Raw genomic sequence first — 25612 nt, 5'->3', positions numbered from 1 at the left:
TCAACAGGATGACTGACACACCGACCATCGCGTTCGACGTCGACCGGAAGGTCTCAGCACCACCTCAACTACCTAACGGAACACTTCGCGTCTACCCACTCGGTGGGGTTGGCGAAGTGGGTCGCAACATGACCGTCTATGAAATGGACGGCAAGCTACTCATCGTTGACTGTGGGGTGCTCTTCCCGGAAGAAGAACAGCCAGGTGTGGATCTGATCCTGCCTGACATGTCCCATATCGAGGACCGTCTCGACGACGTGGTCGCCGTGGTCATCACTCACGGCCACGAAGACCACATCGGTGCTGTCCCGTACCTGTTGCGCCTCAAGCAAGACATCCCGTTGGTGGCTTCGCAGCTCACGCTCGCACTCGTTGAAGCGAAGCTGCAGGAACACCGCATCAAACCGTTCACGTTGCAGATCCGTGAGGGCGATGTCGAGCAGTTCGGGCCTTTCGAGGTCGAGTTCGCGGCCGTGAACCACTCGATTCCGGATTCGATGGCGGTGCTGGTGCGTACCAAGGCCGGTAACGTGTTCCAGACCGGTGACTTCAAGATGGACCCGTTGCCGCTCGATGGGCGTGTGACTGACCTGCGGGCCTTCGGACGTTGGGGTGAAGAGGGTGTGGACCTCATGGTCCCTGATTCAACCAACGCGGAAGTCCCGGGCCACACGCCGACTGAACGCAACATCCAGCCCGTCCTGGACGACGCGATCGCCAAAGCCGATCAGCGCGTGATCGTCGCCTCTTTCGCATCGCACGTGCACCGCGTCCAGCAGGTTATCAACGCCGCCGCGAAGGCCGGCCGCAAGCTGTGCCTGGTGGGGCGTTCGATGGTGCGGAACATGACGATCGCATCCAAGCTGGGATACCTCGATATCCCCGAAGGGATGCTAGTCGATTTCAAGAACGTGGATAAGATCCCGGACCACCAGATCGTGCTGATGTGCACCGGTTCCCAGGGCGAACCGATGGCGGCGCTGTCCCGCATGGCCAGCGGGGATCACAAGATCTCACTGGACTCCGGGGACACCGTGATCCTCGCGTCCTCTTTGATCCCAGGTAACGAGACTTCGGTCTTCCGCCTCATGAACGCCTTGCAGTATCGCGGGATCAACGTGATCCACAAAGGCAACGCGAATGTGCACGTATCCGGCCACGCCTACGCCGGTGAACTCCTGACGGTCTACAACGTGGTTCAGCCGCGCCACGTGATGCCAGTCCACGGCGAGCCGAAGCATCAGCTCGCTAACGCGAAACTCGCTCACGCCACGGGTGTCCCGGTAGAGAACCTGTTGCTGGCGAACAACGGAACGGTCGTTGACATTACCGATGGCGTTCCAAGCATCACGGGTCAGCTTGATGTCAGCTACGTATATGTGGACGGGACGCACGTGGGCATGGTCACCGAAGACGACCTCAAGGACCGCATGGTCTTGTCCAAGGAAGGCTTCGTCTCCGTCATCAGCGTTGTGGACCGTAAGACCCAGAAGATCATCCAGGGCCCAGACATCGTGGTCCGCGGTGTTGCTGAGACCGCGAAAACGTTCGAGGTCATCAAACCGAAGATTGCATCCGCGCTGGAAGAAGCGATGCGGGATAAGCCGGATCACACCCAGCATCAGCTGCAGCAGGTCGTGCGGCGTGTGATCGGTTCCTGGGTTGGGCGTAAGCTACGCCGCCGTCCGATGATCGTGCCCGTGGTCGTCGAAGTATAGGCGCTGCTTAGGCCGGTAACGGTGTCGGTTGCCTCTCTTGTAGCGCCTGCGGCGTATCCTGGAATCTATGGCGACCCGTACTTCCCCCGGATCGCAGCGTTCTTCCTCGTCTTCAAAGAGCAGAAGCAAGCGCTCCGGTAGCAAAGAAACCACGGAATTGAACGCGGAATCCAGTGAGATCCCCGCGCCGCTCCGTGCCATCCAACGTGCCTGGTCCAGCCTCGGCGGGATCATCGGCGCTGGTGTCCGTCAGCTCGGTGAACCCGTGCAACTGGAGCCGGGGACGCGGCGCGACGGCAAAGCCCTCACGTGGCTGGTTCTCGCGCTGATTGTTGCGCTCGTTGAATGGTGGGGGCTGCGTTCCGTACCTGTTTTCGGTACCTACACCCACGCCGCTGTTGGTGGGCTGTTCGGCGTCATGGCTGTCGCCCTGCCGGTGGTTTTGTTCATCTCCGCGATCCGGTTGTTCCGCCGCCCAACTGACCACTCGGTTAACGGCCGCATCAGCATCGGCTTCTTGCTTGCGCTGATCACTGGCGCTGGTATCGCTCACGTTACGACGGGCCGCCCGGAGCTTGATGGCCCGTTCGAGATGTTGTGGGCTGGCGGGGGATGGGTCGGCTGGTTCGTTGGTGAACCGCTCGCGGCGCTACTCACCGAGGGCGGCGCGGTCGTCGTTTTGTGCCTCGTGGGCATCTTATCGCTGCTGATCATCACGGGAACCCCGGTGAAGAAGGTCCCTGAACGGATTGTGGGCCTCTACCGGCTGCTCATGATCGGTCATGAAGACCCTGAACATGATGTGAGTGGGGACCGCGACGGCCACGATCAGTCCTATCTCTACGATGCTGAACGCCGCGAAAAAGAGAAGAATAAGCAGGCTGGAAAGAGTAAGAAGTCCCGCAGGTCTTTGTTTGGGCGTAAGAAAGACGCCGAGGCCGATGCGGAGGCACTTGAGCCTGGAAACTCGAGCGAGGCCTACGAAAGCCCCGTGATCCACGACGGCGCTGAAACCGATGGCGCTGGAGCCGATGCGGCAAATGGCGGCTCGGCGGATGCGACCGAGGCGATCACCCCGCCTCCCGGCGTGCGTCGCCCTACCCGGGATGAAAAGCGCCGCGCCAAGCTCATGCGTGATGCCGGTGTCTATAACGTTGAGGAGCACGGTGGGGCAGGAACCCCTTCCGAGGAGAACAACACCGCGAACCACGATGCGGCGAACGCTGATCCTGACGCAACCACGGTGATCAACCGCGGCGATGCAGACGTGCGCACGCAAGCCATCGACATGACCGGTGCCCCAGCGGCAGGTGCGGGTGTTGCACCGACTGCGCAGCCTGAGAGGCCCATGCCTGAGCCGTTGCCGCAGCGCACCGAACAGCTCGAGCTCTCCGGGGACGTCGCGTACACGCTGCCACCGAGCGAATACCTGCCGGCTGGCCCGCCGGCCAAGGAACGGTCTGAGGCCAACGACAAGGTTGTGCATGCGCTGCAGGAAACCTTGCGCGAATTCAAGGTTGACGCTGAAGTCACGGGCTTCTCGCGTGGCCCGACTGTGACCCGCTACGAGATTGAACTCGCCCCGGGCACCAAGGTTGAGCGCGTCACGAACCTGTCGAAGAACATCTCCTATGCCGTGGCTTCCTCGGATGTGCGCATCCTCTCGCCGATCCCGGGTAAGTCCGCGATCGGTATTGAGATCCCGAACACGGATAAGGAAGTCGTATCCCTCGGCGATGTTTTGCGTTCCAACGCGGCCCGCCGCACTGATCACCCGATGGTCATGGGCGTGGGTAAGGATGTTGAGGGCGGGTTCGTTGTAGCGAACATGGCGAAGATGCCTCACATGCTCGTGGCAGGTGCCACCGGTGCTGGTAAGTCCTCGTTCATCAACTCGCTCATCGTGTCCTTGCTCATGCGGGCAACCCCGGATGATGTCCGGCTTGTGCTGGTTGACCCTAAGCGTGTTGAGCTCACCGCGTATGAGGGTGTTCCGCACCTGATCACCCCGATCATCACGAACCCTAAGAAGGCTGCTGAGGCGTTGCAGTGGGTTGTGAAGGAGATGGACACCCGTTACGACGATCTAGCGAACTTCGGTTTCAAACACGTCGATGACTTCAATAAGGCGGTGCGTGCAGGCAAGGTGACTCCGCCTGCCGGTTCTAAGCGGGTCATTAAGCCGTATCCGTACCTGTTGGTGATTGTCGATGAGCTCGCTGACCTCATGATGGTGGCCCCGCGCGATGTTGAAGATTCGATTGTGCGTATCACCCAGCTCGCTCGTGCCGCGGGTATCCACCTCGTGTTGGCGACTCAGCGTCCGTCGGTGGATGTTGTCACGGGCCTCATTAAGGCGAACGTGCCTTCGCGTATGGCGTTCGCTACCTCCTCGGTCACCGACTCCCGTGTGGTGCTGGATCAGCCGGGTGCAGAGAAGCTGCTGGGCCAGGGTGACGCTCTGTTCTTGCCGATGGGTAAGTCCAAGCCGATTCGTGTCCAGGGCGCGTGGGTTACAGAGTCCGAGATCCACAGGGTCGTTGAGCATGTCAAGGGCCAGCTGAGCGCGCACTACCGCGAGGATGTGGTCCCGGAGACCCAGAAGCGTGAGATCGACGCGGATATCGGTGATGACCTCGAAGACTTGCTGCGCGCTGTCGAGCTCGTGGTGACCTCGCAGTTCGGTTCGACCTCGATGCTGCAGCGTAAGTTGCGCATCGGGTTCGCGAAGGCCGGTAGGCTCATGGACCTCATGGAGTCCCGCGGCGTGGTCGGCCCATCCGAAGGCTCCAAGGCCCGCGATGTGCTGGTCAAACCTGAGGACCTTCCGCAGGTTGTTGCCGCGATCAACGGAACACCGGCGCCGGAGACCCCGGATGCCCAGCAACAGGCGCTAGCCGATGAAGCCGCCTATAACCATGCACCAACTCAAGCGGCGGAAGCGGGGGAGAACACCGCATCGAGCGTAGGGGCGGGCGCAGGTGCAGGCGGTGCTGGCGGCGGATACGCTGGGGACACGTGGCACGACGATGACGACGAGGAGTCCGAAGACGCATGGTCGCTGACAGGCCGGTAACCGGGGCAGGCCCACACGCGGGGCAGGCTTCGAGCTGGAACATCGCGAACATCCTGACCGGGATGCGGATTCTGCTGATCCCTGTATTCGTGGTGTTCATCATCCTGGATGCCGCGAACTATGGCGCGTGGCGTTGGTGGGCGGTCGCGGTGTTCGTGGTCGCGACCCTCACCGACTGGCTTGACGGTGCGCTTGCGCGCCGGCTGAACCTCGTGACGGATTTCGGTAAGATCGCCGACCCGATCGCGGACAAGCTGCTCATGGCGGTTTCGCTCATCAGCTTGAGTGTGCTGGGGGACCTCACATGGTGGATCACCGCGATCATCCTGGTGCGCGAGATCGGTGTGACCGTGATGCGGTTCTGGGTTATCAAATACGGTGTGATCGCGGCGAGCCCGGGCGGGAAGATCAAGACGGTCGCGCAAATGCTGGGCACGTTCATCCTGCTGTTGCCGACCGCCCATTTTGTGCACGGTGTGTGGTGGGCCGGTTTCCTGATCATGCTGATTGCCGCCGCATTGACGCTGTGGTCCGCGATCGACTACGTCCGCCAGGCCGCCGCGCTGTATAAGAACCGTGAACGGTAGTGGTCACAGCGTGCGCGTGGATCAGCGAGGAAGGTGACTACGATGCGGGACGCAACAACGCTGGTGCGCGGGCTTGAGCGCGCCGGGCTGAGCATCGCTACGGGGGAGTCGCTGACGGCTGGTTTGGTTGCCAGCCGCATCGCCGATGTCCCGGGTGCCTCCGCCGTGTTGCAGGGCGGGGTGGTCGCTTATCAGGTGAGTGTCAAACGCGACGTTTTGGGTGTGGATGCGGGCCTTTTGGAGCGTCATGGCCCGGTGCACCCGGAGGTCGCTGAGCAGATGGCGGTCGGTGCCGCACGAGCCTGCGGGGCGCGCATCGGGGTATCCACCACGGGTGTGGCAGGGCCTGAACCCCACGGAGGACATGCGGCCGGGACGGTGTATATCGGTTGGGCGGTTCTCAACGAGGCCGGGTCCGAGATTCAAGCTCAGGGGCATGAGCTGTTGCAGCTGGAGGGGGACCGCGCAGCGGTACGGAACGCGACCGTGGATGCCGTGCTGGCGCAAGGTGAACGTATCCTCGCTGCTTCCTGACAACTTCCTGATGATTAGGCCGTTTGGGAACAAACAGGGTCTGAACCTGGTTACGCTTAATGTCCGATCTTCTTTCGAGCAGTTCACACGAGTAGTTCACGCAAGCACACCACGCAAGCGGTTCAAGAACAGTTCAGATGGCTGAAGATATGCAAACCGCAAGGAGAAGCGAGATTTCAATGAACCGACAGCCCACCCACGTAAACGGAATTACCCGCTGGGCGGGCGTGGAAGACAACCCTTCCAAAAAGGCTGAGGCAGTTCGCCGCCCCGTTGTCCTGCGACAAGAGATTGGCGAGGTTCTTCGCCAGATCCGCCAGCAGCAGGGCCGTACCCTCCGCGAAGTATCCCACTTGGCTCGTGTATCGCTCGGTTACCTCTCCGAGGTAGAACGCGGCCAGAAGGAAGCCTCGAGTGAGCTTCTAGCATCGATCGCGGCCGCACTTGAAGTTCCGCTCGCCGTTGTATTGCGTGAAGTCACGCAGCGCATCGCGCTCATGGAGGGCCTGATCGACGGCAGCTCGGTGCCAGACACTATCCCTGCAGAGTTCTACGAACACGGCGGCGTGTCCGTTCCAGACGCCCTGCCAGAAGACTTCGGCACCGTTACTTCTGCCTAAAGGTTACTTCTGCCTAAAGGTGCCTCGGCCTAAGCACTACTTACATTCACGGGTGAGGGCAGATCCATTGCGGATCCGCCCTCACCTGTTTGTTGGTTGTTCGGAACTGACCACTCCAGTGTTAGCTTTTCTGGCTTGTTAGCCGTTCCGACTTTTAGCCGTCCCAGGGCGTGTCGCGTAAGGGGAGATCGCGCCCCAACCAGCGGGACTCGGGAACATCCTTGGCGCGGCACAGAGCAAGCCATACGGTCTTCGGTTCGAAGCCGGTCTCGAGGGCGTCAGCGGCGGTGAGACCGTCGCATTCGGTCAGGGCCATCGTGAGCATGAGGTGCTCACCGGCGGCCTCGCCGAACTCTTCTGTAACCATCCGGTGGAAATCGCTCAAACGCATACCAGGATCCTCTCACGCGAAAGCCATGAGTCAGTGACACGCTTCGATGTATTCGAATGTGTGTTCGAAATCCGTTATCCTTATTCACGGTATCCACAGCCGGAACATGGGCGGAAGTTGTGCACATTGCGGGCCTGTCAGGAACAAACTGTCAGACCCCCGTCCTAGGCTAAAAACAGTTACACAACGAATAACTAGCTTCCTAACCACAAGTATTGAGCTTCCCAAGCACACAGTTGCTACCCGGGCCGCCCCGGGCAGTGACACACAGATCCGAGAGGACTTCAGATGGCAGCACAGGACCGCGAGAAAGCACTGAATCAGGCTCTCGCCCAAATTGACCGGCAGTTCGGTAAGGGCGCGGTGATGCGCCTGGGTGATGAGACCAAGGCACCGATTGAGACGATCTCGACCAGCTCGATCGCCCTCGACGCCGCACTTGGCATTGGTGGTTTGCCGCGCGGCCGCGTCGTGGAGATCTACGGCCCGGAATCCTCCGGTAAAACCACTGTCGCGCTTCACGCGGTTGCTAACGCGCAGCGCAACGGCGGGATCGCCGCGTTCATTGACGCGGAGCACGCACTTGACCCGGTGTACGCCGCCAAGATCGGTGTGGACACGGACGCTCTCCTGGTTGCACAACCGGACACGGGTGAGCAGGCCCTGGAGATCATGGACATGCTCGTCTCCTCAGGCACGATCGACATCGTGGTGATCGACTCGGTTGCGGCACTTGTTCCGCGTGCGGAAATCGAAGGCGAGATGGGTGACTCCCACGTTGGTTTGCAGGCACGCTTGATGTCCCAGGCGCTGCGTAAGATCACCGGCCGCCTCGCTCAGACCAAGACGACCGCGATCTTCATTAACCAGCTGCGTGAAAAGATCGGTGTCTTCTTCGGTTCCCCAGAAACCACCACGGGTGGTAAAGCGCTGAAGTTCTATGCTTCGGTCCGTGTTGATGTCCGCCGCATCGAAACCCTCAAGGACGGCGCTAACCCGGTGGGTAACCGCACACGTGCCAAGATCGTGAAGAACAAGATGGCTCCGCCGTTCAAGCAGGCGGAGTTTGACATCCTCTATGGTGAAGGTATTTCCCGTGAGGGTGGCCTGCTGGACATGGGTGTCGAGAACAGCCTGGTCAAGAAGTCCGGTGCCTGGTACACCTATGACGGCGATCAGCTGGGTCAGGGTAAAGAGAACGCTCGCCGCTTCTTGAAGGACAACCCGGATCTAGCTGATGAGCTGGAACGTCAGATCCGCATCAAGCTGGGCATTGATGAGGATCCGGAAGCTGAGAACGAAGCCAACCTGAAGGCCGTTCCTAAGGCATGAGCCGTACCCCGGATACGTCCGGGAGCTCAGGAGAGAATCCTGCCGGACTGAGTGACGAAAAGCTTGCCGAGCGCCAGCGCCTCCAAAACCTTTTGGGCCTGGTGCCGGCAAGCTCACTCAGCCAACCCGCAGAGAATGGAGCGGAGGCCAAGCCCACTCGCTCGGACAACCGCTCGACGTTGGGGAAATCCGCCCGCTCAAAGAAGTGCAAAGCTAAGCCGGCGTCGATCCAGCAGCTGCAACGGCAACTCAAAGCGTTGCGTGAACAGCGCCGCGAACGCGAACACCAGCCACTGACCGGCGGCTCGGCACCCGCATTCGGCCGAACACAGACCGACGAAGACGAGCCAAGCGCCAAATACGCCAACGGGGCAGCTGCGAACATCAACGCGGGAGCGGCCGAGGCTCCGGTGCCGGAATGGCTCAACACGGACGCCGAGGTTCCAGAGTGGATGCTCGGTGACCTGCCGGATGACGTGCTCGAGCTCATCGAAGCAGGGGAGACTCTCAACGCACCCGGTGGCGAGGCCCCTAGCAACGAGGAAACCTCTGAACCAGCCGAAGAATTGACCAGCGAGCAGGCTGAACGCCTGTGCCGGGAGACGGCGTTGCGCTTGCTTTCAACACGGGCTCGTTCACGGTATGAAATCGAAGAGAACCTCCGGCGCAAGGAGCTTCCAGATGACGCCATCGCACACGTCATGGACCGTTTCGAGGAAGTCGGCCTGATCGATGATGAAGCGTTCGCGCACGCGTGGGTTGAATCCCGCAACAGGTCGAAAGGTTACGCATCAGCACGCCTATCCCAAGAGCTGCGGCGCAAGGGGATCGGCGAAGAACACATCGCCGCGGCCCTTGAACAGCTCGACGGTGACGACCTTCGAGCCCAAGCAGAACAGCTTGCACTCAAACGCCTGGGACACAGCGACCTCCCGCCAGACCGCTACGGGCCAGACCGTAAGGAACGCGAGAAAGTCATGCGCCGCATCGTGAGCCACCTCCAGCGGAAAGGCTACGCGCCCGGCATGTGCATGGCTGCGACCCGTGCCGCGATGCAACGCCACGACAGCGGCGAACGCGGCTAGAAGGGCCCATTCGCAGCAACCACCGAACCAGCCGCAGCGCGCCAATCTGCACCAGGGTGTTAGCCGATGATTCGGCGCATGAAACCAATGCACCGTTGCTGTAGGGCCTCAACTCGCTGGGGCCTGAACAGTTCAGGGTCGAGTGCGCCCACCATCGGGGTCGGTAGCCGCCGCGCGTACTCGTTACAATGGAAGTCCTCGTGGATCAGGGTCGCAACCGAGTTACCGGAACGGCCAGCATCCCCGGCGCGTCGCATTCACAAAACAACCAGCCAACGCTTCCGCACTCACAGCCTGCACAGACGTTCCTCCTTTTCAACAGCCACAGGTACCGAAACAGCCCACGGTTACCGACTCACCATGTTACGTGCCCCGCTCGTTAGACTAGACGGGTGACTTCAACCCCAATGACTGCTTCAAACTCAGCAACCGAACACCACACTGACGGTGCGCAACACACGGCGCGGACCTACCAGGTCAACACGTTCGGGTGCCAGATGAACGTCCACGATTCCGAACGGATCGCGGGCCTGCTTGAAACCGCAGGCATGGTTCCGGTTGAGCCCGGCACAGATGAGGGTGATGCCGACGTCGTTGTGTTTAACACGTGCGCGGTACGTGAAAACGCGGATAATAAGCTCTATGGCCACCTCGGTATGCTCAAGGCCGCGAAAGATGAGAACCCTGATCTGCAGATCGCGGTGGGCGGGTGTCTTGCACAGAAGGACCGTGACACCATCGTCAAGCGTGCCCCGTGGGTCGATGTGGTGTTCGGAACCCACAACGTCGGCTCCTTGCCGGTGCTGCTCGAGCGGGCACGCCATAACAAAGAAGCCCAGGTTGAGATCCTTGAAGCGCTCGAGGTTTTCCCATCCACTCTGCCGGCTAAGCGGGAGTCTCATTCCGCGGGCTGGGTTTCGATCTCGGTGGGATGTAACAACACGTGCACGTTCTGCATCGTGCCGTCCTTGCGCGGTAAAGAGAAGGACCGCCGCCCGGGGGAGATCCTCGCTGAAGTCCAGGCGCTGGTTGATGACGGCGCGATCGAGGTGACCCTGCTGGGTCAGAACGTGAACTCTTACGGCGTTGAATTCGGTGACCGCCAGGCGTTCTCCAAACTGTTGCGGGCATGCGGTGAGATCGAAGGCCTCGAACGGGTCCGTTTCACCTCGCCACACCCTGCGATGTTCACTGACGATGTGATTGAGGCGATGGCTGAAACCCCGAACGTCATGCCGCAGCTTCACATGCCGTTGCAGTCCGGTTCGGACAAGGTCCTGAAGGATATGCGGCGCTCGTATCGTTCCAAGAAGTTCCTCGGGATCCTGGAGAAGGTGCGTGAGCGTATGCCGCACGCGGCGATCACCACCGACATCATCGTAGGCTTCCCGGGTGAAACCGACGATGACTTCGAAGAGACCATGCGGGTTGTCGAGCAGTCCCGTTTCCATCAGGCGTTCACGTTCCAGTATTCGCCGCGGCCGGGAACCCCGGCGGCCGAATACGAAAACCAGGTCCCTAAAGACGTGGTGCAGGAACGCTTCGAGCGCCTCGTTGCACTCCAGGACCGTATTTCTGCCGAAGAAAATCAGAAGCTGCTCGGCACCACGGTTGAGCTGATTGTCGCTGACGAAAAGGGCCGCAAAGCCGAAGAGACGGGCAGGCTCGCGGGCCGCGCCCAAGACCAGCGGCTCGTGCACTTCTCTGTTCCGGAAGGCGGTCAAACCCCTCGCCCAGGCGATGCCGTGACCGTGCCGATCACTCACGCTGGATCCTTCCACTTGCTCGCTGACCCAACCCTGGAGCAGTACAGTGTCCGCCGCACCCGCTCCGGGGACGCGTGGGAGCGCGCACAAGCAGATTCGTGCTCGCCAGGCGGTAGCGCGAGAGGCAAGGGTGTTTCGCTCGGCATGCCGAGCCTGCGCCCGCAAGCGTAGACAACCGCACTACAGTGAACCCGAACCCTGTGATCGCGGTGGTCGGACCGACCGGCACCGGTAAATCCGAGCTCGCCCTCGAGCTGTGCCACATGCTCGATGGAGAAGTGGTCAACACGGATGCGCTGCAGTTCTATCGCGGCATGGACATCGGTACAGCCAAGCTTCCTGTTGCGCAGCGGCAGGGGATCGAACACCATCTGCTCGACATCATGGACGTGACTGAGGAAGCCTCGGTTGCGGTGTTCCAACAGCAAGCCCGCGATGCGATCGCTGAGATCCAGGCGCGCGGGAGGACCGCTGTGCTGGTAGGTGGTTCTGGGCTGTATGTGCGCGCGGTTTTAGATGAGATCGAGTTCCCGCCCACCGATCCGGAGGTCCGCGCCGAAATCGAGGAGTGGGCTGATGCGCGTAGCGCCGAGGAGGTCCGCGAGGCTCTGCGTGCAGTCGATCCGGCGAGCGCTGAGAAAATCACTGACGTGCGCCGCATGATCCGCGCGCTTGAGGTCCACCGCATCAGCGGCCGCACATTCACCTCGTTCATGCCGCAACGCATCTATCACCAGCCCGCCGTCCAGGTGGGGCTTGACCTTGACCCGGCTGTCCTCAACGAGGCCCTCTTGCAGCGGGTCCACCGGATGTATCAAGCAGGCTTGCTGGATGAGGTCCGCGAGCTCATCACGCACGGCCTGCGGGAAGGCCGGACCGCATCGGCGGCTATTGGGTATAAACAAGCGCTCGCCGTGCTCGATGGTCAGATGAGCCAGGACGAAGCGATCGAGAGCACCCACATCGCCACGCGGCAGTTCGCCAAGCGGCAGAGAACATGGTTCCGTGCTGATCCGCGTGTCAAGCATTACGATGCCGGCGCCGGCGCGCGCGAGATCGCCCGGGCATTCGTTGCCGAAGCCATCCCGGAGGCTCTCTAGGTTCCCGCGGACGCGGGACGACTCTCGGTAGGCTGGGGTCATGGTCGATCCGCTCTCGAATGACGTCCCGGTGAGCCTTGCCGGTGCGAGTTTTGCCCGCGTCACCGCGGGCGCTGTCCCGTTTCTGATCAGCACGGCAGCGACCGTGAGCGAAGCCGAAGCCCAGTGGCTGTGCGACGGCTCCGCTGGGCTCGGTGCGGCAGGCGTGATCACGGTGTCTCAACAAGGGGACAGCGTAGGAGCTAATACTGGCGCATGGCACTGCGTTCTGACGGGGGCATCAGGGGCCCCGGTTCCTGAGCTAGAGCCCGATGCGGCACTAGCGGTGGCCGCCTACCTCGATGAGGCTGGTCAGTTGGGCGCGGGCACGCGGCTCGAATTCGGTTCGGGTGAGGCATACGTGGTCTCGCGTTCGCGGGGTAACTATAAGGTCGCTGGGGTGCGGTGGTCGTTCGCGTTCCCGCAGCAGGCCCAAGCAAAAGCCAGTGACGGCACGGTCCAGGCTGAGGGTGTACCGGTGGCCCGTCCGTGCCTCACGATGACCGTTGGCGCGCCGGTTTCTGTGGTTGCGCTCGCGGATGTGTCCGAGCTTGACCGGCTACGTTTGGATGAGCGCGGCCCGCAGCTGGATTCCGAGGTGCTTGAGCGTTCGTCGACGAGCTTTGTGGTTCCGCATGATCCGCTGGTCGATCGCGGTATCGCGGCCGTATCGATGCGTTTCTATCATGCGCACGATGCGTTGGCAGGCAACAGCGGCGACACTGACAACATCAGTACGGCAGGGCGGCGGCTTTCGCGCGAATTCGGTTCGAGTGTGGCTGCTGCGGTCGCGGGATCGGTTGCGTTCCAGTACTGGGCAGGCTCCGGTAGGGACATCGCGGAAGGCTGGGCGGTGAACCAGCCATCAGCGCTCGTGGGGGTCCGGCTTGAGCCGGGGTCCGCATCGAACGCTTCTGGAACAGCGCAGGCAACGGGGCCTGCGCGCGTCATCGCGACGATTCAGCTGCGCTAGCCCCATTCAGCTGCGTTAGCCTCATTCATCTGAGCTGGAACTATACAGCTGAGCTCGCGGTTCAAGCCGGGCGGGCCACGCGCAGAATCCGGAACTCTTTCTTTCTCGCGTAGCGTTCAACGCTCCACTCTTCAGGCAGGTTTTCGGCAAGCCACTTCTGTAGGGAATCTGAGCCTAGGTTTTTCTGGACCACAAGATACGCCTCGCCGCCCGGGTTGAGGCGCGGAAGCCACGTCATGAGGATCTCGTGGAGGACCTGCTTACCCACGCGGATCGGTGGGTTGGACCAGATGAGGTCGAAACTTACATCGGCCGGCACAGCCTCCGGTGTGCACACCGTGACGTTACGAGCGCCGGCATCGGCCGCGTTGAGGCGAGCCAGATCCATCGCGCGTTCGTTGACATCGACACCCCACACCTCCGCCTGTGGAGAAGTCAGCGCGAGCGTGAGCAAGATGGGTCCCCAACCGCACCCGATGTCGAGCATCGTTCCGTGGGCCCGCGGGCTAGGAGCTTCATCCAATAAAATCTGGGTTCCCTTATCCACACCGGCGGGGCTGAAAATGCCCGAAGCGGTATGAACGTCAAGCTCGCGGTCAGCCAGAGAAACCGTGATGGGCTTGCGTGTCTCGGGAGTCACCGGTTCCGCTGTGAAGTAATGCTCGGCCATGGAACACAAGCCTAACCGAGGCACAGGGCCGCAGCTGGGTCGCTGCGGCACGGTCGCTATGGTACTGGCGCTACGGCAGGGTCGCGACGATACCGGCGCTACGGTCTAGCTGAGCCCGCTACAGCTTAGAATGGTGGGGAGCCCGCAGGCCGCGGGACCACGCAATGTCAGGAGACCATGACCGAGCACCGCAACACCGACCCCCACCCGCCTTCACAGCAGCGGCCTTCAAAGGCTCAACTTTCACAGGATCAACCTTCACGCGAGGGAACTCCGCACAAGAGCACACTGGAGCACGAACGCGAGATCCAAGCGACGATCCAGCGGATCCTCGCCGCTGACCGTGAACGTGAGATTCTTGCGGGGCGTCGCGATGCCGAGAAAAGCAACGCTGCACCAGCAGGGACTGAAGCGCTCCACACTGAGGAAGGCGCAGGGAACCACGCGGCGGATGAACACGCGGAGGATGAAGCAGGGGAGCCGGGTGGACCTCGGCAACGTGGCTCTTTCTTGCAGTTCGGTCAGGCTCAAGCACTCGATACAGGCCAGGCTGAACATTCGCGTTTCGATGGTCTGCAGCAAGACCTTGAGGAACGCCGCGCTACTCGCCGCGTCCAGGGCCTCTCGACAGAACTTGAAGACATTTCCGAGGTCGAATACCGTCAGCTTCGCCTCGAGCGCGTCGTGTTGGCCGGTCTGTGGTCAGACGGCACCGCGGAACAAGCTGAAAACTCGCTCCGTGAGCTCGCGGCGCTCGCCGAAACCGCTGGCTCGGAGGTCCTAGACGGCGTGATCCAGCGCCGCGTGAAGCCAGACCCGGGAACGTATTTCGGTTCGGGTAAGGCAACCGAGTTGCGTGACATTGTGACGGAGGTCGGCGCGGACACCGTGATCGTGGACAGCGAGCTCGCGCCCTCTCAACGCCGTGGCCTCGAAGACGTCATCAAGGTCAAGGTCATCGACCGTACCGCTCTGATCCTGGATATTTTCGCCCAGCACGCTAAGTCCCGCGAAGGTAAAGCCCAAGTCGAGTTGGCTCAGCTCGAATACCTCTTGCCGCGGCTTCGCGGCTGGGGTGAATCGATGTCGCGGCAGGCCGGCGGCCAGGTCGCCGGTGGTGCCGGGATTGGTTCGCGTGGCCCGGGTGAAACGAAGATCGAGCTGGATCGCCGCCGCATTCGCAACCGCATGGCCAAGCTGCGCCGCGAGATCAAAGCGATGAAGCCGGCACGCGAAGCCAAGCGCGCCAACCGTAAGCGTCACTCGGTGCCGTCTGTGGCCATCGTCGGGTACACCAACGCCGGCAAGTCCTCGCTACTCAACCGGCTCACCGACGCCGGGGTCCTGGTGGAGAACGCTCTGTTCGCTACCCTGGACCCGACTGTGCGTTCAGCGCAGACCCCTGACGGCATCGGCTACACCCTCACAGACACGGTCGGTTTCGTGCGCAACCTGCCAACCCACCTTGTGGAGGCGTTCCGTTCAACCTTGGAAGAAGCCGCGGATGCCGACGTGCTGCTTCACGTGGTCGATGCCTCCCACCCGGACCCGATATCGCAGATCCAAGCGGTGCACGAGGTGCTCGCGGACATTGAGGCGGACTGCCCTGAGCTCATCGTGCTGAACAAGGCGGACCTCGCTGACGCGCATACGCTGGCTCAGTTGCGCCGCAACCATCCTGACCACGTTGTGGTCTCTGCCCGCACGGGCCAGGGCATCGACGAGCTCAAAGAAAAGATCTCGCGCACTATCCCGCGCCCGCACACCGAAGTGCGCGCCTTGATCCCATACACCGAAGGCGACCTGGTGGCGCGCCTGCACGGTCAGGACGCCGAGCTGCTCGAGCTTGAACACGTCGAAGACGGGACACGGATCCACGCGCTAGTCCGCCCCGATCTCGCTGATGCGCTTGCACCGTACGCGCGGACTAACGATGCGCAAGCCCACACGGCCGATGAAGCCCAGGCCGAGGCAACCGAAGAGGCGAACGAATGAGCCAGGACGTTTCGGCTGGGTCCGAGCGAGAAAGCACCGCTGCATCTGAAACGGATGTCGCATCGGAGGCTTCAACTGAGTCGGGTGAGCCCGCCGTTGAAGAGGTTGAGCGTCTGCTGACCACGGCGGTGGACAAGATGGGTGGGCAGCGCCGCGATGGTCAGCATGAGATGGCGCATGCGGTTGCGCACGCTCTGTCCACGGGTACGCACCTGCTGGTGCAGGCCGGGACCGGCACGGGTAAGTCGATGGCGTACTTGATTCCTGCGATCCGGCACGCGATCGAGGCGGATAAACCTGTGGTGGTGGCTACGGCGACGTTGGCGTTGCAGTCCCAGGTTGTGGGGCGCGATGTTCCGCGGCTTCTGAAGGCTCTGGAAGATGAACTTCCGCGGCCGGTGGACGTCACCCTGCTCAAGGGGCGGAACAACTATGCCTGCAAATATAAGCTCTCTGGCGGGTATCCGGAGGATGAGGACGCGGGCTCGCTTTTCGATGCGTCCCTGGCAGACCCGAATGCGGCCGAGGACGGCCCGACTTCGCCTTTGGGCCAGGAAATCATGCGCATCCGGAAGTGGGCTGAAGAGAGCGAGACAGGGGACCGGGATGAGCTGATCCCTTCGGTTTCGGATAGGGCGTGGCGGCAGGCTTCGGTGTCCTCGCTTGAATGTCTGGGTACCCAGCATTGTCCTATGGCGGAGGAATGTTTCACGGAGCGTGCCCGTGCGCTGGCCGCTGAGTCCGATGTGGTGGTCACTAACCACGCGATGCTCGCTTTTTCTGCGTTTGAGCAGCTACCGGTTTTACCGGATTTTGACGTTGTGATTGTGGATGAGGCCCACGAGCTGCAGGACCGGGTCACGAACACGTACACGCGCCCGCTCACCCACACCGCGATCACGCACGCGGCGCAGGGAGCTAAGAAGCACCTCAAGGTTGCGTCGAAGGCGTTATCTGATGCCGCTAAGGCTTTTGAGAAGTCTGTCACGAACATCCCGACAGGTCTTCAGCCGCGCGGATTGACCGAGGCTCAACGTGCCGCTGTGATGCAGGTTTTCGAATCAGCGAAGGTCGTGATGGCGGATTCCAAACGCGAGGCTGGCGATGCGGCTCCGGATGGCGCCTGGCAGTCCGCGCGTTCCGCGGTGGCTCAGGTTGTTGAGCTGGCTGAACGTTTGTTGAACGCTGGTCAGGGCGACGAGGTTGTGTGGGCGGCCCGGCCCGGCAGCTTCGAGCCGGGGCGCGGCTATGTGGTTCCGGATGATTCTGAACCGGCGTCTTTGATGGTTGCCCCGTTGTCTGTTGCGATGCAGATGCGGGATGGCTTGTTCGCGGACCGGACCGTGGTTTTGACCTCGGCCACGCTTGCTGTGGGTGAAGCCTTCGAGCCGGTTGCTGGCGGTTTAGGGTTGATGGGGCCGGAGGCTCCTAAGTGGGATTCGGTTGATGTTGGTTCGCCGTTCGAATACGAGAAGCAGGGCGTGCTGTATGTGGCTCAGCATCTCCCGCCGCCAGGCCGCGGAGTCTCTGAAGCAGCTATCGATGAGCTTGGGGACTTGATCAAGGCCTCTGGCGGTGCGGCGTTGGCGCTGTTTTCTTCACGCCGAGCCGCTGAGGACGCCGCCGCTGCGTGCCGTGAACGTCTGGATGTGCCGATTTTGGTGCAGGGCGAGGCGTCAATGACGGAGCTGGTGCGGGAGTTCTCAGCTGATGAGCAGACCTGTCTGTTTGGGACGATGACGCTGTGGCAGGGCGTGGATGTACCGGGGCGGCATTGCCGTTTGGTGGTGATTGATCGGATTCCGTTCCCGCGCCCGGATGATCCTTTGATGACCGCGAGGACCCGTGACGTGAATGAGCACGGCGGGAATGGGTTCATGTCTGTTTCGGCGCATCACGCGGCGATCCGTTTGGCGCAGGGTGTGGGCCGTCTGATCCGTTCCACAGAGGACAGGGGAGTGGCCGCGATTCTGGATTCTCGGATGGCTACCCGCCGCTATGGTGCATATCTTCGCAGCGCGCTACCACCGTTGTGGACCACAACTGACCGGAATACAGTTCTCGGCGCTTTGGGACGCCTGCGCGAAGCCAATAAGTAACGCGGCAGTAACGAAGATGGCGCGGCGATACGGGCCCTGCGTTTAGAGGGGTTGCCTGAGCGGCTCTGCGCTTAGAGGGAGCGCAACACGGATACGACGCGTCCCATGATCTGTGCGTGGTCGCCCAGGATGGGTTCGTATTGGGAGTTCTGAGGCAGTAACCACGTGTGTCCGTCGCGTTGCCGGAAGGTCTTCACGGTGGCTTCGTCATCCAGCAGTGCTGCGACGATCTCGCCGTTCTGTGCGGTGTTTTGGCGACGGACCACAACCCAGTCACCATCGCAGATCGCGGCGTCGATCATCGAGTCTCCAGAGACTTTGAGCATGAACAGTTCGCCGTGCCCTACAAGCTGACGTGGCAGGGTCACGACGTCTTCAACGTGTTGTTCAGCAAGGATCGGTCCACCTGCCGCGATACGGCCGACGAGTGGGATCTCAGCCGAGTCCTCACCGCCGCGAGCCTTGAACTGCGTGATGTTAGCCGAGTCTGTGATGTTGGAGGATTGTGCGGTGCTGGCGGAGTCTGTGGTGTTTGGGAGTTTGGCTGCACCGGGCATTGGCGTGACCTCCGCTAGGCCGGCGCCTGTCGCTGCTCCGAGTGCGGCCGCACTAGCTGTGGTGGAGTCCTTCTGGGTCACGTCCAGGGTGGACGGATAGAGAACCTCGAGCGCGCGGGGGAGTTTGGGGTCGCGGCGAATCCAACCGAGCTTGTTGAGCTGCTGCAGTTGGTGTGTCACCGAAGACAGCGATTTCAACCCGACTGCGTCACCGATCTCACGCATCGTGGGCGGATACCCCTGATTCTCTAAGAAAGACTCGATGCACTTCAGCACAGAGCGTTGCCGCGAAGTCAGCGGTTTCGAAGGGCGTGCGGGCTGGGTGTCCATCGACGGTGTATCGGTGCTCATTCGTTTCCCATCCTTCGTTTCCCATCCCTGGTTCGCTACCCATGCCCATCAAAGTGTCAGGGGGTTGTTCTTGACTGTAATGACAGTCCACATCGGTAGTTACAGCCTATATGGATTCGCCGCATATTCAAAGATATGTACGAAGACCGTTGAGTCGATTCGAAGATGTGTGCTAGAAATGTATCGAAGAGATGTTCGAATGTATGTTCTGTTCGATGTCGGAAGGAATGGTCATGGTGGACACCGTTGTCATGTCGAATACTGCTGAACGCACCGTCAATTCAGATGAGCGCACTCTCAACACTGCTCATGGCGAGCACGCATCACGTCAACGTATCCGTTTGACTTCACGGGGGCGGTTTGTGTTCTTCGGCCTGCCGACTATGGCTTTGGTCGTTGGCGTGTTTTTGATGCTCTCGGCCTTGCTTCAGCCTGCTCAGGCAACCACGGGTGAGCCGGTGACCGCGCAGGGGGATCGCTTGGTTGAGGTCACCGTTGCGCATGGAGATACCTTGTGGGAGCTAGCTGAGCACTATGCACCTGAACGCGATGTCCGCGACACGGTGGCTCTGATCCAAAAGCACAACTCTTTTGATGGAGCGCTCGTTCCGGGGCAGAAGCTCGTTGTCCCGGTCAGCTACTAACCCGGCCACAGCGTGAGTGGGTGCGCAATAGGGCGACCCTAATTCGAGACGCCACTTAGCCGATCCCTAGACTTGAACCATGTCTCAGGATGCTATGCAACGGCTCAACCAACTTCCACTTAGGGATAACCTTCGTGGGCTCTCCCCGTACGGCGCCCCACAGATCGACGTTCCGGTACAGCTGAACGTCAACGAAAACACTCACCCGCTGCCGCAAGACGTGATCGATGAGATCGCCGCATCCGTACGCGAGGCCGCACACAGCCTCAACCGCTACCCAGATCGGGAATTCACGGCGCTACGCACCGCACTCGCCGAGTACCTCGGCCGCGGGCTCACCCCAGAAAACGTGTGGGCTGCTAACGGCTCCAACGAAGTACTGCAACAGATCCTGCAAGCCTTCGGCGGTCCAGGCCGAACCCTGTTGAGCTTCCCGCCCACCTATTCGATGTACCCGCTGTTGGCGTCTGGAACAGACACCACATACATTCCCGGCCACCGCGCAGAGGACTACAGTCTCAGCGCGGAATCCGCGGCAGAACAAGTCCGCACACACAAACCGAACATCGTGTTCCTGTGCTCGCCCAATAACCCGACCGGGACCGGGCTCGAACTCGACGTCGTGCGCGCCGTCTATGAGGCCGGCGAAGAGTTCCAGACCATCGTCGTCGTTGACGAGGCCTACGCCGAATTCGCGCACGACCCAGACTCGACCGCCCTCACTCTGCTTGACGGCAGGCAACGGTTGATCGTCTCCCGAACCATGTCCAAAGCGTTCGGGCTCGCCGGCGCACGGCTCGGTTACCTAGCGGCCGCACCGGAAATATCAGACGCCCTACGTCTCGTGCGCCTTCCGTATCACCTCTCCGCCGTAACCCAAGCCACCGCGCTCGCAGCCCTCAAACACACCGACGCGTTGCTAGCCAACGTCGAGGCGATCAAAGAGCAACGCGACCGGATCGTGACCGAGCTCAGAAGTATGGGGCTCACACCAACAGTTTCTGACTCAAACTTCGTCACCTTCGGCGACTTCGAAGACCCCAACGCAGTCTTCGAATACCTGCTGGAAGGCGGAGTCATCATCCGCAACAACGGGCTACCAGGCAAGCTACGTGTCACCGCAGGAACCGAAGAGGAAACCACAACGTTCCTGAGCCTGATGCGCCAATACATGGAACGCGCCTAACACGCGGCAAGCGGCCGGCTCATCAGGACGCCGCAACAGCACCCTCCCTATAGAACCATCTAAAGAGGGCCCTCCTTAGAGAACCCTCATAGAATGAGGGCAGAACAATCCCACGCAGATGCGTAGACGCGCATCTGCGCATCACATGAAGAAAGCGAGCACCATGAGCGCCCAGCTGATCGGTACCCGTGAAGCCACCATGGAACGGATCACCTCCGAATCCACCGTCAAGGTCACCATCAAACTCGATGGGACCGGTCAAGCGGACATCTCCACAACAGTTCCGTTCTACGATCACATGTTGACCTCGCTGGCGCGCCACTCGCTCATGGACATCACCATCGCAGCGCATGGGGACACAGACATCGATGTCCATCACACTGTCGAAGACACCGCGATCACACTCGGCGAGGTATTCAAAACAGCGCTTGGTGACAAGCGCGGCATCACCCGCTTTGGGCAGGCAACCATCCCACTGGATGAGGCCCTTGCGCGCTGCATCGTGGATCTCTCCGGCCGCCCTTACGTGGTCCATGAAGGCGAACCCGAAGGCCAGCAGTACCACCTCATCGGCGGGCACTTCACCGGTTCGATGACCCGCCACGTCTTCGAATCCTTCGCCTACCACGCAGGCATCTGCCTGCACATCGACGTTCTGCGTGGCCGCGACCCTCACCACATCGTGGAATGCCAGTTCAAGGCTCTAGCGCGAGCACTGCGTGAAGCCATCGAACCAGACGAGCGGATGGGGAACACGATCCCGTCCACTAAGGGAGCGCTATGACCCAGGGCCGCCGGCCGCGTATCGCGGTTGTCGATCACGGCGCGGGTAACGTTCACTCGGTTCTGCGCGCCTTCAAACACGTGGGCGCTGATGTCTCGTTGACCGCGGACAGCGATCAGTTACGTACCGCCGATGGCGTGGTGCTGCCCGGTGTCGGTGCGTTCGCCAGCGTCATGGCGGCACTCAAGAAGGGCTCGCTGCTGCGTCATCTCGGCTACCGGATCGCGGGTGGGAAACCCGTTCTGGGGATCTGTGTGGGCCACCAAGTGCTGTTCACTGAAAGCACGGAGGGCGGCGGCAGGACAGCGGGCCTGGACGAATGGCCTGGCGTGGTTGAGCGGCTCACAGCCGATGTGGTTCCGCACATGGGTTGGAACAGCGTGACTCCGCCGCAAGACACGCAGCTGTTCCGCGGCATCGAAGACGAACGTTTCTACTTTGTCCACTCCTACGCTGTACAGAGCTGGGATTTCGACGTCGTCCAGCCGCTCATGAAACCGCCGATGGTCACGTGGTCGGATCACGGTGGCCCGTTCATCGCGGCAGTTGAGAACGGACCGTTGAGTTCGGTTCAGTTCCACCCGGAGAAATCTGGCGAGCCCGGCGCCCAGTTGATTAAGAATTGGATGGAGACGCTCTGATGCCCTCACCGATTGTGTTGATGATCCTGGGCGGGTTGCTGGTTGGCGGCACGTATTCGCTCGCTCAACAGGGTGTTAAGCGGGTGTGGGTCATCGTGTGTGGCGCGCTGGCTCTCATGTTTTTGATTGCGGCGTGGGCCGTTGCGCAGAAAGGCCCGGACACGGACGATAAAGGCAACGAGGACGCCGTGAGGGAGGGGCAAGCGATCCATGTGGTCGCTGAGTTCCCGCCACCTGCCACCACGGTTTGAACCTTTCTTCCGAGATCATCGCTTCGCTTCTTCCTAGTTTTCACTTCTTGAGCTGTTGAGAGAGACCAGAGAAAACCCCATGACTGATCACAAAGCAACTGCGCACACGCCAACCGAGCACCCATTAACCGAGCGCCGGGAACTTGTTTTGTTCCCTGCGGTGGACATCGTCAACGGGCAGGCGGTGCGCCTGACCCAAGGGGAAGCCGGCACCGAAACAGATCACGGCGACCCGTTCGATGCGGCTTTGCGCTGGCAAGAGGCCGGCGCGGACTGGATCCACGTGGTTGACTTGGATGCCGCTTTCTCGCGCGGGGATAACCGTCCAGTGCTCAAACGCATCGCGACCGAGCTGGATCTCAAGGTTGAGCTTTCCGGCGGTATTCGAGACGATGCGTCACTGGATCGCGCACTCGAATGGGGTGCAGCACGGGTCAACATCGGCACCGCGGCACTAGAGAATCCGGAATGGACCGCCAAAGCCATCGAACGGGTAGGTGAGGCGATCGCGGTAGGCCTCGACGTGCGTGGCACCACGCTCTCTGGCCACGGCTGGACCAAAGACGGCGGGGACCTGTGGGATGTGCTCGCTCGCCTCGATGATGCCGGCTGCGCCCGCTACGTCGTCACTGATGTGACCCGTGATGGAACCATGACCGGCCCCAATACCGAACTGCTCGCCGACATCGCGAAACACACTGACAAGCCGCTGATCGCATCCGGCGGCATGTCCACCCTCGATGACCTACGCGCCCTACGCGCGATGGTCGGTAAAGGCGTAGAAGGCGCGATCATTGGCCGCGCACTCTATAACGGCGCGTTCACCCTCGAAGACGCGCTCGCCGTCGCACGCGGCGAGAAGTGAACAGAAACGAGAAGTACGTAGAGGCGAGAAATAAACCGAGCTGAGAGGCAAACATGGCCAATAACTCCGCCGAACATAACCCAGCCCAGAACAACCCTGCCCACAACAAGCCCGCCACGGCTGAAAACCCCACCGAGCCCAACCCGGCCGCCGCTAACCCAGCGCCGGGTTCGAAGGCGTTGCCGGCGCACATCCAGCAGGCTTTGCTTGCGGGCGCTGGTGGCGCATCGGACACCGCGGGCCAGTCCTGGGAGGGCCGGGACCTATCGGGTGAGGGCAATCCTCTGCACCAGTTTGACGGCGATGACGGCTTGCCGAATGAGGCGTTGCAGGAAGCCCTTGATGCTTTGAAAGCCGGTTATGGACCGGAGGACGATGTGGTTGAGGCTTTGGCTGATGCACGCGTCTTTGTCCCGATTGTGGCTCAGACTGGCCACACGGAGATCGGGGAGCATGGTCACTTGGTGGAGAAGGAAGCGGATATGGCGTTGGTCATGATCGCTGCTCCTGATGGCCGGACGGCTTTACCCGTGTTTTCTTCGGTGGATCGCTTGACTGATTGGCATCCGGAGGCCCGTCCGGTTGCGGTGTATGCTCCGCGTGCCGCGTTGTCTGCGGTGGACGAGGGCGCGCAGCTCTTGGTTTTGGATCCTGGCGCGAATGTCACGTTCGTGGTGCGGCGCCCGGCGGTGTGGGCTTTGGCTCAGCAGCGGGTGTGGTTGCCGAGCTATCGTGATGATTCGCTTGCTGAACCGTTGCAGGAGGCGGTTTCTCATGTCGATGGTGTGGGTGCGCTGATTTTGGGTCCGGCGGATGGGATCGCGTCGCGGGCCGGGGATGGGACTGTGATGCGTGGTGGCGGTCATGGCCCTGAGTTGGCGGTGACTGTAGTGGTGAATAACACGGTTACAGATCAGGATGTCTCGCGTATAGTTTCTGAGGTTCGCACTGCTGTTGAGGGTACTCAAGAGGTGCAGGAGAAAGCTGATTCGTTGACCATTAGGGTCGCGCAAGGGGGATAACGCATGACCCAGGCGGGTGTTGGGGAGCCGAGTGGTATTTTCCAGCGTTATGCACGGGTTCTGAGGCGCCCGCATGTGCCAACTCTTTTGTTGGTTGGTGTTTTTGGTCGTTTGCCGCATTCGGCGGCCGCGATTTTGTTGACGTTGCATGTCCGTAACGGCCTGCAGATGGATTTCGCTTCGGCTGGTCTGGTCACGGCGATGCTCACGATTGGTGTAGCGATCGGTTCGCCGTGGCGTGGCCGGATCGTGGATATCAAGGGTGTTCGTCGCGCGGTTTTGCCGTCGATCGTGGTTGAGGCGGGCGCGTTCGGTGCCGCGCCTTTTGTGGGTTTCCAGGTGTTGCTGGTGCTCATGTTTGTTGCGGGCCTGTTTTCGTTGCCGGTTTTCACGGTGGTGCGGCAGTCGATGGGGGTTGTGGTTCGCGGGCCTGATCGAACTACGGCGTTCGCTCTGGATTCGATGACCACTGAGCTGGTGTTTGTGATTGCACCGGGCGGTATCAGTGTTCTTGCTACGGCGATTTCAACGACGGCTTCGCTGCTTTTGGTGGGCGCGCTGGTGGTGTTCGCTGGCGTGATTTTGATGGTCACGAACCCGCCGACGCGTTCTTCGCAGTTGCCGTCTGCCCCGCGGGAGGCGGTCGATGATTTGGCGGCTCCTTCGCACCCTAAGGATGCTTCGTCGGTTCCTGCGATCACGGGTGCGATCCCGGTGGTTCCGTTGCCGCAGCCTCAGCCTCGGCGTCGTTTTATGCCGTGGCTGAGTATTTCGGCGGCTGCGATGATGGTCATGGCGTTGGGTGCGGGCATGGCGCTTGCAGGTACTGAGGTCGCGTTGGTGGGCTTCAACGAGACCCTGGGTGGCGGCGGTGACACGCTGTGGGTCATGTATGGCGTGTGGTGCTTCGGTTCACTCGTTGGCGGGTTTGTGTATGGGGCGTTGTCTCGAAAGTTCGACCCGTTCGCGATCATCATCGTTTTGGGTCTCACGCTGGTTCCGGTCGCGTTTTCGTTGACGTTGGCGTTGATTTCGATCGCGCTTTTCGCGTCTGGTTTCTTTATTGCACCGTTGATGACGGCGGCCTCGGAGCGGTTGACGGAGGCTGTGCCGGAGCGTAACCGCGGCCAGGCGATGGGCTTATATGGTTCGGCGATGACTGCCGGCACGGCGGCTGGCACGCCGTTGGTGGGCGTCATGTTGGATGTGGGCGGCCCCACTGTTGCGATCTGTGCGTTGGCTGGCGTCGCGGTTGCTACCGGTGTTGTTGCGATGGTGCTGCGCCAGATTCGTCGTCGCCGTCGCCGGATGGCTTCATCCTGAACC

Annotated in this window: 24 protein-coding genes; 20 read left to right on the top strand and 4 right to left on the bottom strand. The window is 61.2% G+C overall.

Annotated elements, in window-relative coordinates:
* Positions 1-8: 8 nt before the first annotated feature.
* From MHJ63_RS04520 to MHJ63_RS04500, 5 genes are all read left to right on the top strand, one after another.
* Positions 9-1718 carry a ribonuclease J gene (locus MHJ63_RS04520; protein WP_239446280.1) on the top strand — a complete coding sequence of 570 codons (1710 nt, stop codon included), beginning with the start codon at positions 9-11 and terminating at the stop codon, positions 1716-1718.
* A gap of 67 nt (positions 1719-1785) precedes the next feature.
* Positions 1786-4794: an FtsK/SpoIIIE family DNA translocase gene (locus MHJ63_RS04515; RefSeq protein ID WP_239446279.1), complete on the top strand. Its 3009-nt coding sequence runs from the start codon at positions 1786-1788 to the stop codon at positions 4792-4794.
* Positions 4773-5381, top strand: coding sequence for a CDP-diacylglycerol--glycerol-3-phosphate 3-phosphatidyltransferase (gene pgsA / locus MHJ63_RS04510; RefSeq protein WP_239446278.1), 609 nt, complete (start codon positions 4773-4775; stop codon positions 5379-5381). The genes MHJ63_RS04515 and pgsA overlap by 22 nt, the downstream gene beginning before the upstream one ends.
* A 42-nt stretch (positions 5382-5423) precedes the next feature.
* Positions 5424-5915, top strand: a complete 492-nt coding sequence (locus MHJ63_RS04505; protein ID WP_239446277.1) for a CinA family protein — start codon at positions 5424-5426, stop codon at positions 5913-5915.
* A gap of 179 nt (positions 5916-6094) precedes the next feature.
* Positions 6095-6535: a helix-turn-helix domain-containing protein gene (locus MHJ63_RS04500; protein WP_070507820.1), complete on the top strand. Its 441-nt coding sequence runs from the start codon at positions 6095-6097 to the stop codon at positions 6533-6535.
* Positions 6536-6689: 154 nt separating this feature from the next.
* Here the strand turns inward: MHJ63_RS04500 and MHJ63_RS04495 are convergent, their stop codons facing one another.
* The gene (locus MHJ63_RS04495; RefSeq protein ID WP_239446276.1) at positions 6690-6926 is read right to left on the bottom strand and encodes a DUF3046 domain-containing protein; all 237 of its coding nucleotides are present in this window, start codon (positions 6924-6926) and stop codon (positions 6690-6692) included.
* A 288-nt stretch (positions 6927-7214) separates the two neighbouring features.
* Between MHJ63_RS04495 and recA the strand changes: the two genes are divergently transcribed.
* Positions 7215-8258 carry a recombinase RecA gene (gene recA, locus MHJ63_RS04490; protein ID WP_035756975.1) on the top strand — a complete coding sequence of 348 codons (1044 nt, stop codon included), beginning with the start codon at positions 7215-7217 and terminating at the stop codon, positions 8256-8258.
* On the top strand, positions 8255-9343 hold the full coding sequence (locus MHJ63_RS04485; protein ID WP_239446275.1) for a regulatory protein RecX: 1089 nt from the start codon (positions 8255-8257) through the stop codon (positions 9341-9343). Before recA ends, MHJ63_RS04485 begins: the two co-directional genes overlap by 4 nt.
* Positions 9344-9402: 59 nt before the next feature.
* Here MHJ63_RS04485 and MHJ63_RS04480 read toward each other — a convergent pair whose 3' ends face one another.
* A complete protein-coding gene (locus tag MHJ63_RS04480; RefSeq protein WP_070490726.1) occupies positions 9403-9600 on the bottom strand; it encodes an FBP domain-containing protein in 198 nt (65 codons plus the stop codon).
* Between the two features lie 150 nt (positions 9601-9750).
* Between MHJ63_RS04480 and miaB the strand changes: the two genes are divergently transcribed.
* From miaB to MHJ63_RS04465, 3 genes are read left to right on the top strand one after another with little or no spacing between them, the layout of a single operon-like run.
* Complete coding sequence (gene miaB / locus MHJ63_RS04475; protein WP_239446274.1) at positions 9751-11280, top strand: tRNA (N6-isopentenyl adenosine(37)-C2)-methylthiotransferase MiaB; 1530 nt, start codon at positions 9751-9753, stop codon at positions 11278-11280.
* A 14-nt stretch (positions 11281-11294) separates the two neighbouring features.
* Complete coding sequence (gene miaA, locus MHJ63_RS04470) at positions 11295-12209, top strand: tRNA (adenosine(37)-N6)-dimethylallyltransferase MiaA (protein ID WP_239446273.1); 915 nt, start codon at positions 11295-11297, stop codon at positions 12207-12209.
* A gap of 40 nt (positions 12210-12249) precedes the next feature.
* Positions 12250-13221, top strand: a complete 972-nt coding sequence (locus tag MHJ63_RS04465) for a hypothetical protein (RefSeq protein WP_239446272.1) — start codon at positions 12250-12252, stop codon at positions 13219-13221.
* Between the two features lie 61 nt (positions 13222-13282).
* On the opposite strand, the gene MHJ63_RS04460 is transcribed toward MHJ63_RS04465, so the two are convergent.
* Complete coding sequence (locus tag MHJ63_RS04460; protein WP_239446270.1) at positions 13283-13891, bottom strand: class I SAM-dependent methyltransferase; 609 nt, start codon at positions 13889-13891, stop codon at positions 13283-13285.
* A 177-nt stretch (positions 13892-14068) separates the two neighbouring features.
* On the opposite strand from MHJ63_RS04460, the gene hflX reads away from it, so the two are divergent.
* Positions 14069-15886 (top strand): GTPase HflX, encoded by a 1818-nt coding sequence (gene hflX, locus MHJ63_RS04455; protein ID WP_239446269.1) that lies wholly within the window; start codon positions 14069-14071, stop codon positions 15884-15886.
* Positions 15883-17985 (top strand): ATP-dependent DNA helicase, encoded by a 2103-nt coding sequence (locus MHJ63_RS04450; RefSeq protein WP_070507831.1) that lies wholly within the window; start codon positions 15883-15885, stop codon positions 17983-17985. Before hflX ends, MHJ63_RS04450 begins: the two co-directional genes overlap by 4 nt.
* Positions 17986-18056: 71 nt before the next feature.
* Here MHJ63_RS04450 and lexA read toward each other — a convergent pair whose 3' ends face one another.
* A complete protein-coding gene (gene lexA / locus MHJ63_RS04445; protein ID WP_070490731.1) occupies positions 18057-18893 on the bottom strand; it encodes a transcriptional repressor LexA in 837 nt (278 codons plus the stop codon).
* Positions 18894-19126: 233 nt separating this feature from the next.
* Between lexA and MHJ63_RS04440 the strand changes: the two genes are divergently transcribed.
* The 8 genes from MHJ63_RS04440 to MHJ63_RS04405 all read left to right on the top strand — a co-directional run bounded on the left by MHJ63_RS04440 (position 19127) and on the right by MHJ63_RS04405 (position 25609).
* Positions 19127-19537 (top strand): LysM peptidoglycan-binding domain-containing protein, encoded by a 411-nt coding sequence (locus tag MHJ63_RS04440; protein WP_083285544.1) that lies wholly within the window; start codon positions 19127-19129, stop codon positions 19535-19537.
* Between the two features lie 79 nt (positions 19538-19616).
* Positions 19617-20723 carry a histidinol-phosphate transaminase gene (locus MHJ63_RS04435; RefSeq protein WP_239446268.1) on the top strand — a complete coding sequence of 369 codons (1107 nt, stop codon included), beginning with the start codon at positions 19617-19619 and terminating at the stop codon, positions 20721-20723.
* Positions 20724-20886: 163 nt separating this feature from the next.
* The gene (gene hisB / locus MHJ63_RS04430; protein ID WP_239446267.1) at positions 20887-21507 is read left to right on the top strand and encodes an imidazoleglycerol-phosphate dehydratase HisB; all 621 of its coding nucleotides are present in this window, start codon (positions 20887-20889) and stop codon (positions 21505-21507) included.
* On the top strand, positions 21504-22148 hold the full coding sequence (gene hisH, locus MHJ63_RS04425; protein ID WP_239446266.1) for an imidazole glycerol phosphate synthase subunit HisH: 645 nt from the start codon (positions 21504-21506) through the stop codon (positions 22146-22148). The genes hisB and hisH overlap by 4 nt, the downstream gene beginning before the upstream one ends.
* Positions 22148-22399 (top strand): hypothetical protein, encoded by a 252-nt coding sequence (locus MHJ63_RS04420; RefSeq protein WP_035756994.1) that lies wholly within the window; start codon positions 22148-22150, stop codon positions 22397-22399. The genes hisH and MHJ63_RS04420 overlap by 1 nt, the downstream gene beginning before the upstream one ends.
* 79 nt (positions 22400-22478) lie before the next feature.
* Positions 22479-23264 carry a bifunctional 1-(5-phosphoribosyl)-5-((5-phosphoribosylamino)methylideneamino)imidazole-4-carboxamide isomerase/phosphoribosylanthranilate isomerase PriA gene (gene priA, locus MHJ63_RS04415; protein WP_070507839.1) on the top strand — a complete coding sequence of 262 codons (786 nt, stop codon included), beginning with the start codon at positions 22479-22481 and terminating at the stop codon, positions 23262-23264.
* Between the two features lie 53 nt (positions 23265-23317).
* Positions 23318-24286, top strand: a complete 969-nt coding sequence (locus MHJ63_RS04410) for an SseB family protein (RefSeq protein WP_084590475.1) — start codon at positions 23318-23320, stop codon at positions 24284-24286.
* A 3-nt stretch (positions 24287-24289) separates the two neighbouring features.
* A complete protein-coding gene (locus MHJ63_RS04405) occupies positions 24290-25609 on the top strand; it encodes an MFS transporter (RefSeq protein WP_239446265.1) in 1320 nt (439 codons plus the stop codon).
* Positions 25610-25612: the final 3 nt, after the last annotated feature.

This window comes from Pseudoglutamicibacter albus, assembly GCF_022346425.1.
Classification (GTDB): Bacteria; Actinomycetota; Actinomycetes; order Actinomycetales; family Micrococcaceae; genus Pseudoglutamicibacter; species Pseudoglutamicibacter albus.
The sequence above is the reverse complement of the archived record's forward strand: the minus strand, read 5'-3'. Positions and strand labels throughout refer to the sequence as shown.